The following is a 12,850-nucleotide window of genomic DNA, read 5'->3' on the forward strand; positions in this document are numbered from 1 at the left end:
TTTGAATAAAGTTTTTTTTCATACTTGTATACTATTTTTGGTTGCGATAATCGCTTCTAGTGTGGGCGCATTCCTCGTTTCATCTCATTTTTTGTTGAATTTTGTCAACATCTCATTCTATATTGCATTGTTTTTTATTCTTATAGGTGGTTTTTTATTCATATTTCAAAACGGATTTTTTAACGTAACAATTTACGCATTCCAAAGAGTATTTGGTACGAATAAAAAAATTGACTCTTTAATTGAAGAAGCAGAGGAACCTATCGATAAGAAAGAACGTATTTATAAAACATATTCATTCAAATGGACGTATCCGATTTGTATTACCGGTATCGTACTTGGGTTGTTCTCGATCCTCATTAGCTTTACTATTTTGATGTAGTTTGCAAACACTATCCCATATGATATAATAATCAGCAAAACATTTTGTTATAAAACTTTAGTTCTTTCATATTAAAAGAGCTTAGGTAACAATAAATAATTTTACATGTATGCGATGATAAAGAAGAGTACATATTGAGGCAATTTCAGAGAGCTTGTGGCTGGTGTGAACAAGTAATTGCGCAGTATGGAATGGGCTTTTGAGCACCAAACCGAACCGAAAGTAGTAGGCTTTGGCGTTATATCCAAACGTTATTATGGATTAGAGAGATTTCACAGTAGTGAAATAATTAGGGTGGTACCGCGGTCCATTCGTCCCTATAGTTTTTTGGGATGAATGGGCTTTTTTGTTTGCCTTCTCTTCCCCATCACGCATTCAAATTTAGGAGGAATTACTTATGTCAGTTATCTTTTCTGGTATTCAGCCGAGTGGAACGATTACACTTGGAAACTATTTAGGAGCTATGAAGCAATTTACAGAGCTTCAAAATGAACACGACTGTTATTTCTGTATTGTAAACCAACATGCGATTACAGTACCTCAAGATCCCGTACAACTTCGTAAAAACATTCGCAGTCTTGCTGCACTTTATGTAGCATGCGGCATCGATCCTGAAAAAGCTACTTTATTTGTACAATCAGAAGTACCAGCACACGCTCAACTAGGATGGATTATGCAATCAGTTGCTTACGTTGGAGAATTAGAGCGTATGACGCAATATAAAGATAAATCTTCTGGTAGAGATTCAGTTCCAGCTGGATTACTAACGTATCCACCATTAATGGCTGCTGATATTTTACTTTACAACACTGAAATCGTACCTGTTGGTGATGATCAAAAACAACATATGGAATTAACACGCGACCTAGCAGAGCGTTTCAACAAACGCTTCCGTGAAGTGTTCACTGTTCCTGAAATTCGTATTCCAAAAGTAGGAGCTCGCGTTATGTCATTAACAGAACCTACGAAAAAAATGAGTAAATCTGATCCGAATCCAAAAGCAATGATCAGTATGCTTGATGAACCAAAAACAATTGAAAAGAAAATTAAAAGTGCTGTAACTGATTCTGAAGGTATCGTGAAATTTGATAAAGAAAACAAACCTGGAATCTCTAACTTATTAACAATCTACTCTTCATTCTCTGGAAAAACAGTTGAAGAAATAGAAGCAATGTACGAAGGAAAAGGATACGGAGACTTCAAAGGCGACCTAGCACAAGTAGTCGTAGAAGCAATTCGTCCAATCCAAGACAAATATAACGAACTAATCAACTCACCAGAACTAGACGAAATTCTAGACAAAGGTGCAGAAAAAGCAAACCGCGTTGCATTCAAACAACTACGCAAAGTAGAAAACGCAATGGGATTAAGTAGAAAACGTAGGTAACTTATAAAGCGGAAGCGGCTCGTTCAGAATGTGAGGAGGATGGAGTTCCTGACGCAGAGGCGTTTTTTGCCTCGCAGGAAGGCGCGAAGCCACCGAATATTCTTGTCACCTCCATAAAAAAAACCGCCAATTGGCGGTTTTTTTAATTTACCTTCTGCTCATTTTCCATTTCCCATAACTTTTCAAAAAACGGCTGTCCTTTTACAAGGCGCTCACATAATTGCTCGTGCTTCTCAGACCATCCAGTTTTCGCTTCATCATAAAGTTTAGCCCAAATATCTTCAAACTCCATATGTTGGACCATTCCGTACGCTGATGGATCCCACTCTGTGAACCAATAGCGAATTTCGGCTGGATTTTTCGTTGTATGTAATTGATCTAATGCCATAAATAATAATTGTTTTAACTGTCTTTCTTTACGAGTTAGGCCGTTCATAATGAAAGGCGACGGCGATAAAATATGATGTTCTTTTTCAATCTCTTCCACTTGGAACTCATACTTTTCTGCTTGCACATTCTCTACCATCTCATATACCATCTGTTCTTGACGCGGTATAAGCCTACTTTTTCTAATTGGCACATTATAGCCGATTGAATCAATCGCAATAATTCCTTTTCCATCTGTAACTACAAAACAATATTCTTGTTGCAAGCGTTCGTGATTTTTACGAATATAAGCCTTATGATATACGTCTTCCAATAATTTTTGCGGAAGCTCTAATAATTCGTTCTCGATGTAATGATATAATGTGGCATCTACTTTTAATAATGGCACTTGATCTAATAGCTCAATCGTATCATCTTTCCGCCATTCGTAAAAATGACAAACGTTATACCCATTCTCTTCACCTTCAAACCAATTTACCCATACATCATGTAGATATAACATTCACTACCCCTCACTTCACTACTGTTTGTACCAATCATTATGTTCAGTTTTGCTTAACTTTATTCCACTTGAGGAAATATATTCTAATTATTATTTTTTCTTCTATAATATTAAAAAAACAGGAGATAGCTCCCCTGTTTTTCATGAAACATGAAATGTATTTGCTTTATTCAATATTTCTTTCGCATCTATAGATAATAAAGAAAGTGTATTTTCTCCTTCAAATGCTACACAATCTTTCACAATATGAAATCCAAGTGCATAGCCAAGCATTTTCGGATACGAGTGCAGTCCATTTAATAAAACATCATGCTCCCTCGTACCTCTCTTTACGCCTATTCGTTCTTGTATTGAATTCCTCCAATAATAAATAGCATCTTCTTTTGAAATGTAAGTAGTCCACGGTGCACATCTTTTTTCTGTATACCTTTCATACACAGCTTGTTCAGCTAACCCTTCCATAATCATCGTATCAAGTAATGTATACTCTGTTTCTTTCGTCTCAATTTGATGTAACCTACATATATGATGGTATTCATGCGTTAATAAAGCTTTTAGTTCCTCTACTGAATTACGCCCACATACGAATAAGAAAATAACGTGACGCATAGATAAGCCAGCCTTCCCGTTATATTCCTCTTGTACAGTTCGATTGTATGAATCTGATAATAAAATAAAGATAGGGACATCTGGACCTTTTAGCCAACCTTTCAATTTTTCATACTCCATGCTAAGTTCTTTCCAAATTTCTTTCTTCTCTAACTCTTTAATTTCCTGCTCCCCCCGCATTACTGGGCGATACATACCTTTAGAGATTAAAAAGCGATACAGTCTCTCTTTTGGCAATGGAATATACTTTGTAAATTTCTCACAAAGCTTCTCTGGACGTCCATAATACAGATGTAACCATTCTGCCGTTTCAACAACCCCCAACCTTCATCCCTCCTTTTCTTATGTATATGCAAAAAAGAAAGGAACGTAAAGGTGATTAAAAATAAATAAGGTGTCTTTTCGTAATACTTTACGAAAAGACACCTTATTGTACATATTATTTATATGCTTTAAATACTAATACTGCGTTATGACCACCGAATCCTAATGAATTACTTAATACAGCTCGCACTTCTTGATGCCTCGCTGTATTTGGTACGTAATCTAAATCACATTCTGGATCTGGTGTTTCATAGTTAATCGTCGGAGGAATTACTCCGTCTGTAATTGATTTAATAGAGAAGATCGCTTCAACAGCACCAGCTGCTCCTAATAAATGACCTGTCATTGATTTCGTTGAGCTAATCGCTACTTTATATGCATGCTCACCGAAAGTTTCTTTAATTGCCATCGTTTCATACTTTTCATTTGCATCTGTACTTGTACCATGTGCATTAATGTAATCAATATCTTTTGGCTCTAGACCTGCATCAACTAAAGCTTGACGCATCGCACGAACTCCGCCTTCACCGCCAGGAGCAGGCATTGTAATATGGAACGCATCACCAGTTGCACCATAACCAGCAATTTCCGCATAAATGTGAGCACCACGTGCTAATGCGTGCTCTAATTCTTCAAGAATAAGAATTCCTGATCCTTCACCCATTACGAAACCGCTACGATTTTTATCGAATGGGCGGCAAGCCGTTGCTGGATCTTCATTGAATGTTAATGCTTTCGCTGAGCTAAACCCAGCGAATGCCATACTTGTTAATGGCGCTTCTGCTCCGCCTGTTATCATCGCATCAGCATCACCGCGCTGGATTACTTTAAACGCATCACCAATTGAGTTTGCTCCAGATGCACAAGCTGTTACAGAGCAAGTATTAATTCCTTTCGCTCCTGTAGCGATTGACACTTGACCTGCTGCCATATCTGGAATCATCATTGGTACGAAGAATGGGCTCACGCGGCGTGGACCTTTTTCAGTAAAAATCTTAAATTGTTCTTCGTATGTTTCCATACCACCAATACCAGAACCAACCCATACACCAATGCGTGGTGCATTTTCTTCTGTAATTTCAAGCTTCGCATCCGCAACTGCCATTTTCGCTGCTGCTACTGCATATTGCGTAAAGCGGTCCATACGGCGCGCTTCTTTTTTATCTATATATTTTTCGACTTCAAAGTCGTTAATTTCTGCTGCTACTTTTGCAGGAATTTGTTCTGAATCTATTCTTGTAAGTCGTCCGATTCCGGATACACCGTTTTTAATGTTTTCCCAAGCTGTTTCAACATCTGTTCCGATCGGTGTAACAGCTCCTAGCCCTGTAATTACGACCCTCTTTTTTTCCATACAAAATACACTCCTTTTTTTCTCTCAGTCCTTATTTACCCCAACGAAGAGCTACTGCTCCCCATGTTAACCCGCCGCCAAAACCGACTAGTATAATTAAATCACCATCTTGAATACGTCCATTTTGCAATTCCTCTACCATTGCAATTGGAATTGAAGAAGCCGATGTATTACCGAACTTTTCAATTGTCATACTCATTTTTTCTTTCGGTAAATTTAATCTTTCTCTTGCAGATTCCATAATACGAATATTCGCTTGATGTGGTACTAAGAAGTCCACATCCTCTTTCGTAAGTCCCGCTTTTTCTAACACGCGAAGACAGGAATCACCAAGTTGGCGAACAGCAAATTTAAAGACTTCTCTGCCGTTCATCATAACATACTCGTCTTGATAAAGATGCTTACCGCCACTTCCGTCCGCTCCTAATTCAAAAGAAAGTACACCTTTTCCTTCCGAAACAGCTCCCATTACGATAGCACCTGCTCCGTCCCCAAATAGTACGGCTGTATTTCGATCGTTCCAGTCTACAATTTTAGATAGTTTGTCACTACCAACTACTAATACATTTTTATAAGTTCCCGTTTGAATAAATTGCTGCGCTGTAATCATTCCGTACATAAAGCCAGCACATGCTGCACTTAAATCCATTGCGGCTGCGTGTTTTGCGCCAATTGCTTCTTGGATTACACAGGCTACTGCTGGGAATGCGCGATCTGGCGTTACTGTTGCCACCAAAATAAGATCGATATCCTCTCCGCTAATCCCGGCATCTTCAAGTGCTTTTTTAGAAGCCTCTACCGCCATATATGAAGTATCTATTGTATCATCGGCAATGCGTCTTTCTGCAATTCCCGTTCTCGTACGAATCCATTCATCAGATGTATCTACGATTTTCTCTAAATCGTGATTTGTGACTACTTTTTCTGGCACATATCTTCCGATCCCTAAAATGCCCACGTTCACATCGCAGCCCTCCGTTTTATATCAATTATTATGACTTGGTACTAATTTTAAAACATAAATGTACTTTTGTCTAGAATATATTTCAGCTAAAAAAATAGACAGCGTATTACTAACTTTATTTTTCATTAAAAGAAACAGAAAAATTCCTATCCTTTCAAAAGATAAACTTCCCAATACTTTTGACCTTACTCCGCTCGAAACAAAAAAGCCCTTACCGCTTCTATCCACGGCTCGAGCCTCTCTCCCATCAAAAAAGAAGGGTTTTGTTTTATTCTTTATCTGCTTTCCCTTCAAAACTAAGACCTTCTCCTCATAACATTCTCCCTTAACTACCTCATCCCTCTGGTTTCACTCCGCTCGAAACAAAAAAAGGCCCTTACCGCTTCTATCCACGGTTCGAGCCTCTCTCCCATCAAAAAAGAAGGGTTTTGTTTGGTTTTATTCTTTATCCGCTTTCCCAAGCTCATATGCTTCGCCCATTACTTTCATCAATAGCTCTAACACCGGCTGTGCTTTCTCCATATCAAGTGCAATTCCATTAGAATCTAAAATTGCCTTTGCTTCTGGTAAATGCTTCATTGCGATTTGTAAAAATTGCATACTTTTTTCGTTCATGTAATCTCTTCCTCTCCATTAAAGCTTTTCAATCAATTATCCATACAATAGTGTAACACGCGTGCTACCCTTCGTATAACTCTTTATATTTTTTCATATGTGCCAATTGTTTATTTAAACCGAATTCTACTGGTGTATTTTTTTGAATAGAAATAGCCTCTACAGCTTCATCTCTTACTTCCACATTTTTGTTATTTACTTTATCATCTGCATGTAAAAGACTCATACCTTTTTCCCATAACTCTTCTTTTCCACTAAGTAAATTATATATACCGAGGTGTTTTACATTCATTCCATTTTCCCATAAATATTCACATACATCTTCAACGTAAAGTAAATCACTTCCTTTTTCTCCATTTATACAACGGCACTCTTTTTCATCAAGTTCTGATAAAATAAGCTGATGATACATCATAAACGACGGTTGCCACGGCCCATATAATGTAGGAACTCGATATGCACTATATTGTAATTCGCCTTTTTTCAACCCTTCTTCCACTTTCGAAAATAGATGTTTGTTTTCGGATTCTTCAGTGCTTCCTATTTCAATAGAAGAAATTAGATTTAACTTTACTTTATTTTTTTCACACATCCTTACGATTCGTTTTAAATATTGTAATATGACCCTTTCATTCCGAAATCCACTTTGCTGATTCGGCTCATACAAGCAAAAATAAACTGTATCGAAACTCTCTTCCTCTACCGATCGCCATCCGTCTTCATCCCTTATAGAATAGTACGTAAATAACGCATTCCGCCCAATCAACAATAATTTCTCTTCATTAATTTTTGTCATACTATCAAATTCATCAAAATCAAGACCATATACTTCTACTTCTTCCGCAATCATTTTATTCACAAGGTGATAACCTACAAACGTAAGTGCACCTATAATCAGCACGCGTTTCATACCACCAACCCTTTCCCCTTGAAACAAATAGCTCCTCATTTATGTATATGGGAGCTTCACAATTCTTCTTCATATTTTTTAAAGAAATCAGTCGTTTGTCTAACCATTTTATATTTCACATCTTGCAGATGGAATAAAACAGAAGTATCGCATTGATTAAATTGCCTCATTTTCTCGTATTTACGTAACAATTGTTTTCTTCCTCTTTTTTCCTGTGTTGAGACAAAAATTTTAACAGGTACACAAGACGGCAGAAGCGCAAATGATTTCTTATTTATTTTTGATTCTAATTCTTCTTCTTTGGAATCATACGCCAAACTTAATTCCTTCACTAATCTTTTGTAAAAAAACTTATGCTCTTTCTCAAAATCCACATATTCTGGTAAATCTAAACACGGATTTAACATAACGACAGAACGTATACATTCAGGGTATTTGTTCATCATCTCCAGCGCTACAAGCGCTCCCATACCATCTGCCATAATGTGCATTTTCGCATTCAATGTCTCTTTTCTTAGAACGACATCATACAAACGTTTTGCAAGACGAACAGCTCGGTCGTTCCCCCAATGCCTTCCATATAAGTTAGATGAAAAGACCGTATAGCCTTTTTCAATAAGGCCCTGTAAAAAATAAGCTCTCCCTGCATGCTGTGTCCATAAACTTGTACCATTCTCAATAAAATAGTTATAATCTCCTAGGAGCATAACAGAAAATCCATTTGGCTTTTCCGGTAAATAAATTACACATGGTTCTTTTTCTAAGTAAAAAAAACGTTCCGTAATACTCATTTTTCTCCCGCCTTATTTTCTAAACGTATAAAAGTACTCTTTTATACTGTATGAACAGAATGCAAATTTGCGTTGAAAAATCTACAAATATTTTTCTATATTCTTTTTTCAATTGTGTTACAATAAGGACAGATTGAACGAATAGAGGTGTAAAATATGCGTTTCATTTGGGCATTAATTTGGTCGTTCGCGCTTGTACATATGATGAGCTACGTAATCGGCTCTATGACTGGCGGTACATACGATTTTAACCAAGCGTCTATTTTCTCAGTTGTTCTTGCGGTATTAGTATTAGCGATTGCAGCTGCGATTCCAAACGAGCCAGTAGAACAACACTAAAAAGAGTCCGGATTTTATCCGAACTCTTTTTTTACTTTACATGAACGACTAATTCGTTATTTTCTACATCAACCACTACGTGACTATTGTCAGTAATCGTTCCTGCAATTAATTCTCTCGCTAATTTCGTCTCAACTTGACGCTGTACGTATCGTTTTAACGGACGAGCTCCGTACATCGGATCGAATCCAGCTTCTACAACAAATTCTTTTGCAGATTCCGTCAATTCTAATGATATGTGGCGATCTGCTAAACGCCCTTGTAATTCTTGTACAATCTTATCAACAATACCTTTAATTTCATTCCTTGTCAGAGGTTTGAATAAAATAATTTCATCGACACGGTTTAAGAATTCCGGTCGGAAATGTCCTCTTAATTGTCCCATTACAAGTTCTCTTGACTCTTCTTTAATAGAACCATCTTCTTCTAGCCCTTCTAATAAATGAGCAGATCCAATATTTGAAGTCATAATAATAACCGTATTTTTAAAGTCTACTGTACGTCCTTGTGAATCTGTAATGCGGCCATCGTCTAACATTTGTAATAAAATGTTGAATACTTCTGGATGTGCTTTTTCGATTTCATCTAACAAAATAACAGAATACGGTTTACGTCTTACTGCTTCTGTTAATTGTCCCCCTTCTTCATATCCAACATATCCAGGAGGCGCACCAATTAAGCGTGACACTGCGTGTTTCTCCATATACTCAGACATATCGATACGAATCATTTGCTCTTCACTGTCAAATAATGTTTGCGCTAACGTTTTTGCAAGCTCAGTTTTACCAACACCTGTAGGGCCTAAGAAAATAAATGAACCAATTGGACGATTCGGATCTTTAATGCCAGCGCGAGCACGAAGTACTGCGTCTGATACAAGGCTTACCGCTTCCTCTTGACCGATAACACGCTCTGATAAAATTTGTTCAAGACGTAATAATTTCTCACGTTCACCTTCAACAAGTTTTGCAACAGGAATACCAGTCCACCTTGAAACAATGTCTGCAATTTCTTCTTCACTTACTTCCTCGCGTAATAAGCGATTCTCTTGTTTATTATGTGCACCCATCTCTTCCGCTTCTTTTAACTCTTTTTCGATAGCTGGAATTTTCCCGTGGCGAAGCTCAGCTGCTTTATTTAAATCGTAATTTCCTTCTGCTTCTTCTAACTCACGGCGCAAGCGCTCTAAATGCTCACGTAAGTCACGCACTTTGTGAATGTCTTCTTTTTCTTTCTCCCATTTCGCTCTCATACTACTTGCAACTTCTTTTAAATCCGATAATTCACGTTGCAATGTTTTTAGGCGCTCTTGACTGCCTAAATCTTTTTCTTTCCCAAGAGCAGCTTCTTCAATTTCCAGCTGCATAATGCGGCGCGTTACTTCATCTAATTCTGTTGGCATAGAATCAATTTCTGTTCGAATTGTTGCACAAGCTTCATCAACAAGATCAATTGCTTTATCGGGCAAGAAACGATCTGAAATATATCGATCTGATAAAACAGATGCCGCTACAATCGCGCGGTCATGAATATTTACACCGTGATAAATTTCAAAACGCTCTTTTAAACCACGTAAAATGGAAATTGTATCCTCAACAGTTGGCTCTTCTGCTAACACTTGTTGGAAACGTCTTTCTAACGCCGGATCTTTCTCAATATATTTACGGTATTCATCTAATGTCGTTGCCCCGATACAATGCAGTTCACCACGCGCTAGCATTGGTTTTAACATATTTCCCGCATCCATCGCTCCTTCTGTTTTACCAGCGCCGACGATTGTATGAAGTTCATCAATGAATAATAAAATGCGACCTTCACTCTTTTTAATTTCATTTAATACAGCTTGCAGACGTTCTTCAAACTCACCGCGGAATTTTGCTCCGGCCACAAGTGCACTCATATCTAAAGCGAAAATTGTTCTATCTTTTAATCCTTCTGGAACATCTTTTTTCACAATACGCTGCGCTAATCCTTCAACGATTGCTGTTTTACCAACACCTGGCTCTCCGATTAAAACGGGGTTATTTTTCGTTTTGCGTGAAAGAATGCGGATCACGCGGCGAATTTCACTATCTCTGCCAATTACAGGATCAATTTTCCCCGCTCTTACTTCAGCCACTAAATCACGGCCATATTTTTCTAACGCTTCATAAGTTGCTTCTGGATTTTGACTAGTCACTCTTTGATTCCCCCGAACTGTCATTAAAGACTGTAATAAGTTATCTTTCGTAATATAAAATTTTGCAAATAATTGATTTATATCGCCTTTCTCTTCAGAAAAAGCAAGTAATACATGTTCGATTGAAATGTAGTCATCTTGCAATTTCTCCGCTTCTTTTCCCGCTTTTACAAGCAGTTGTTGCAAAGCACCTGTTACATATAATTTCCCTGCCTCTGCCCCGCTTCCAGTTACAGAAGGCTTTTTCTTAATTAAACTTTCTACACCTTGTTTTAACGCTTCTATATCGACATTCATTTTTTGAAAAATACGTACTGTTAATCCGTCTTGCTGCTCTAATAACGTAAGCAATAGATGAACAGTATCTACTTCTTGATGATGATGAGATACCGCTAAAGATTGAGCACTCATAATCGCTTCCTGTGTTTTCGTTGTCATTTGATTTAAGTCCATCTTTACAGCCCTCCAAATGTTTGACTTTCTTTGACCTTTGATTTGATTATACGCCAACTGACTTTTTTATACAATAATTTTGCTTATGTAGTTCAAACTTATTATTGGAAAAAGAAAAAAGTAACATTCATTTTCCTAATCAAAAAAGCCGCAATAACGATTGCGGCTTCTGTTACGGTTTTCTTTTATATGTCCACTGACGGTTATGATTTGCGTTCTCTGGAAACTTTTCACCGGCAGTTAATTGTACCATTTGCGGATTTTTCACCATACTTCCCGTTTCACCAATTTCTACGTAAATGCCATCATTTGGCGCCTTTTGCCCTGAACGAAACCTGCGATTTTGTCCCATTTTCATTCTCCTTCCATGACGTCTTGCCTCATTAGTATATCCATTTTAAAAGAAAGCCTTTCTGTCATGTTTAGGAAACAAGTACTACCGTTTACCCATGTACATATATATAATTACACAAGCTTAAGCAGGAATTATTGGCATATTTGTTGAAAAAAAAGAAACCAACCTACTTTAGGCCAGTTTCAAAGGAGAGTCAAACATATACGAGAAGATTACATGTTCATTATAAGTCGCATCATTCAAACAATGTAACCCTTTTCACAAATTGTACATAATGAAAGAAACATTGTTTGAACTTTCTAAAAAGATATTGACTTTTCCTAATTTCCAACGAGAAATAGTAGACACCACAGCGCTTCGCGACGTAAAATGGATATATAGTGAAACTTTCATCTACAGTAGTTTCACCCAGTCTAACCTCTTATTTCTGCATATTAAAAACGGAAATACAGATAGAATCAAAAAATTTATTATAAGAGGTGAAATTATGAACAAACAACATTTAATCGCATTAGACTTAGACGGAACTTTATTAACAGACAACAAAATAATTTCTCCAAGAACGAAAAACACAATTGCAAAAGCAAAAGAACAAGGACATATTGTCGTTATTTCAACAGGACGTCCATTCCGCGCTAGTTACGATTATTATAAAGAACTTAGCCTTAACACACCAATCGTAAACTTTAATGGAGCTTACGTGCATCACCCTCTTGATTCAAGTTGGGGAACACATCACTCTCCTCTTGAACTTTCAACAGCGCAAGAAATCGTCCGAGCTTGCTTTGATTTCGGCGTGAAAAATGTCTACGCTGAAGTCATCGATGATGTGTATGTCCGTGAAATTGATGAAGATAAAAAACATATTTTTGAATTCGGTTCTCCAAGGATTTTCACAGGAGATTTATTAAATATTTTAAACGACCATCCAACTTGCTTATTAATCGATGCACATGACGAGCATTCTGCTGCAATTCGCCAGCATTTAACAGATATGCATGCTGAAGTCATCGACCATAGAAAATGGGGTGCACCTTGGCCAATTATTGAAATTGTAAAAAGCGGATTAAATAAAGCTGTCGGATTACAAAAAATTTCAGGCCATTATAACATTCCTAAAGAGCGAATTATCGCTTTTGGTGATGAGGATAACGACTTTGAAATGATCGAATTTGCTGGTCATGGAATCGCAATGGGTAATGCGATTCCTGAATTAAAATCACTTGCAAATCATACGACATTAACGAATGAAGAAGATGGTATCGCTCTATATTTAGAAGAGGTTCTTGGATTGTAATC

At 37.3% G+C, this 12,850-nt stretch carries 14 protein-coding genes and 1 other annotated feature; of the genes, 4 read left to right on the plus strand and 10 right to left on the minus strand.

What is annotated here, in order from left to right:
- Position 1: 1 nt before the first annotated feature.
- Positions 2–382, plus strand: coding sequence for a DUF3899 domain-containing protein (locus AC1DKZ_RS07320; protein ID WP_002125921.1), 381 nt, complete (start codon positions 2–4; stop codon positions 380–382).
- 105 nt (positions 383–487) lie between these two features.
- Positions 488–704, plus strand: a binding site (T-box leader).
- A gap of 75 nt (positions 705–779) precedes the next feature.
- The gene (gene trpS, locus AC1DKZ_RS07325; protein ID WP_000110999.1) at positions 780–1,769 is read left to right on the plus strand and encodes a tryptophan--tRNA ligase; all 990 of its coding nucleotides are present in this window, start codon (positions 780–782) and stop codon (positions 1,767–1,769) included.
- A 142-nt stretch (positions 1,770–1,911) separates the two neighbouring features.
- Here trpS and AC1DKZ_RS07330 read toward each other — a convergent pair whose 3' ends face one another.
- The 8 genes from AC1DKZ_RS07330 to AC1DKZ_RS07365 form a co-directional block, all read right to left on the minus strand.
- Positions 1,912–2,658 (minus strand): DUF3603 family protein, encoded by a 747-nt coding sequence (locus tag AC1DKZ_RS07330; protein ID WP_476995870.1) that lies wholly within the window; start codon positions 2,656–2,658, stop codon positions 1,912–1,914.
- Between the two features lie 141 nt (positions 2,659–2,799).
- Complete coding sequence (locus tag AC1DKZ_RS07335; RefSeq protein ID WP_002030365.1) at positions 2,800–3,591, minus strand: DUF2268 domain-containing putative Zn-dependent protease; 792 nt, start codon at positions 3,589–3,591, stop codon at positions 2,800–2,802.
- 115 nt (positions 3,592–3,706) lie between these two features.
- Positions 3,707–4,945: a beta-ketoacyl-ACP synthase II gene (fabF, locus tag AC1DKZ_RS07340; RefSeq protein ID WP_476995871.1), complete on the minus strand. Its 1,239-nt coding sequence runs from the start codon at positions 4,943–4,945 to the stop codon at positions 3,707–3,709.
- A gap of 31 nt (positions 4,946–4,976) precedes the next feature.
- The gene (gene fabH / locus AC1DKZ_RS07345; RefSeq protein WP_001100550.1) at positions 4,977–5,909 is read right to left on the minus strand and encodes a beta-ketoacyl-ACP synthase III; all 933 of its coding nucleotides are present in this window, start codon (positions 5,907–5,909) and stop codon (positions 4,977–4,979) included.
- 21 nt (positions 5,910–5,930) lie between these two features.
- A complete protein-coding gene (locus AC1DKZ_RS07350; protein ID WP_476995872.1) occupies positions 5,931–6,203 on the minus strand; it encodes a hypothetical protein in 273 nt (90 codons plus the stop codon).
- 144 nt (positions 6,204–6,347) lie between these two features.
- The gene (locus AC1DKZ_RS07355) at positions 6,348–6,524 is read right to left on the minus strand and encodes a ComZ family protein (RefSeq protein ID WP_002011319.1); all 177 of its coding nucleotides are present in this window, start codon (positions 6,522–6,524) and stop codon (positions 6,348–6,350) included.
- 64 nt (positions 6,525–6,588) lie between these two features.
- Positions 6,589–7,461: an NAD-dependent epimerase/dehydratase family protein gene (locus AC1DKZ_RS07360; RefSeq protein WP_476995873.1), complete on the minus strand. Its 873-nt coding sequence runs from the start codon at positions 7,459–7,461 to the stop codon at positions 6,589–6,591.
- A gap of 29 nt (positions 7,462–7,490) precedes the next feature.
- Complete coding sequence (locus AC1DKZ_RS07365; protein ID WP_063217364.1) at positions 7,491–8,225, minus strand: lipase family protein; 735 nt, start codon at positions 8,223–8,225, stop codon at positions 7,491–7,493.
- A gap of 156 nt (positions 8,226–8,381) precedes the next feature.
- Between AC1DKZ_RS07365 and AC1DKZ_RS07370 the strand changes: the two genes are divergently transcribed.
- Positions 8,382–8,564, plus strand: coding sequence for a YjzD family protein (locus tag AC1DKZ_RS07370; protein WP_001211111.1), 183 nt, complete (start codon positions 8,382–8,384; stop codon positions 8,562–8,564).
- 31 nt (positions 8,565–8,595) lie between these two features.
- On the opposite strand, the gene clpB is transcribed toward AC1DKZ_RS07370, so the two are convergent.
- Both clpB and AC1DKZ_RS07380 read right to left on the minus strand, forming a co-directional pair.
- A complete protein-coding gene (gene clpB, locus AC1DKZ_RS07375) occupies positions 8,596–11,196 on the minus strand; it encodes an ATP-dependent chaperone ClpB (RefSeq protein ID WP_476995874.1) in 2,601 nt (866 codons plus the stop codon).
- A 172-nt stretch (positions 11,197–11,368) separates the two neighbouring features.
- Complete coding sequence (locus tag AC1DKZ_RS07380) at positions 11,369–11,548, minus strand: YjzC family protein (protein WP_002086997.1); 180 nt, start codon at positions 11,546–11,548, stop codon at positions 11,369–11,371.
- 490 nt (positions 11,549–12,038) lie between these two features.
- Here AC1DKZ_RS07380 and AC1DKZ_RS07385 point away from each other — a divergent pair, with 490 nt between their 5' ends.
- Positions 12,039–12,848 (plus strand): Cof-type HAD-IIB family hydrolase, encoded by an 810-nt coding sequence (locus AC1DKZ_RS07385; protein WP_002011310.1) that lies wholly within the window; start codon positions 12,039–12,041, stop codon positions 12,846–12,848.
- The last annotated feature ends 2 nt before the right edge of the window (positions 12,849–12,850 follow it).

Source organism: Bacillus sp. 05T21 (assembly GCF_056396785.1).

Bases quoted from the DNA above. Each gene is read 5' to 3' on its own strand.
- fabF (WP_476995871.1), bottom strand. From the start codon at position 4,945: ATGGAAAAAAAGAGGGTCGTAATTACAGGGCTAGGAGCTGTTACACCG.
- trpS (WP_000110999.1), top strand. From the start codon at position 780: ATGTCAGTTATCTTTTCTGGTATTCAGCCGAGTGGAACGATTACACTT.
- AC1DKZ_RS07330 (WP_476995870.1), bottom strand. From the start codon at position 2,658: ATGTTATATCTACATGATGTATGGGTAAATTGGTTTGAAGGTGAAGAG.
- AC1DKZ_RS07385 (WP_002011310.1), top strand. From the start codon at position 12,039: ATGAACAAACAACATTTAATCGCATTAGACTTAGACGGAACTTTATTA.
- AC1DKZ_RS07355 (WP_002011319.1), bottom strand. From the start codon at position 6,524: ATGAACGAAAAAAGTATGCAATTTTTACAAATCGCAATGAAGCATTTA.
- AC1DKZ_RS07380 (WP_002086997.1), bottom strand. From the start codon at position 11,548: ATGGGACAAAATCGCAGGTTTCGTTCAGGGCAAAAGGCGCCAAATGAT.
- clpB (WP_476995874.1), bottom strand. From the start codon at position 11,196: ATGGACTTAAATCAAATGACAACGAAAACACAGGAAGCGATTATGAGT.
- AC1DKZ_RS07370 (WP_001211111.1), top strand. From the start codon at position 8,382: ATGCGTTTCATTTGGGCATTAATTTGGTCGTTCGCGCTTGTACATATG.
- AC1DKZ_RS07365 (WP_063217364.1), bottom strand. From the start codon at position 8,225: ATGAGTATTACGGAACGTTTTTTTTACTTAGAAAAAGAACCATGTGTA.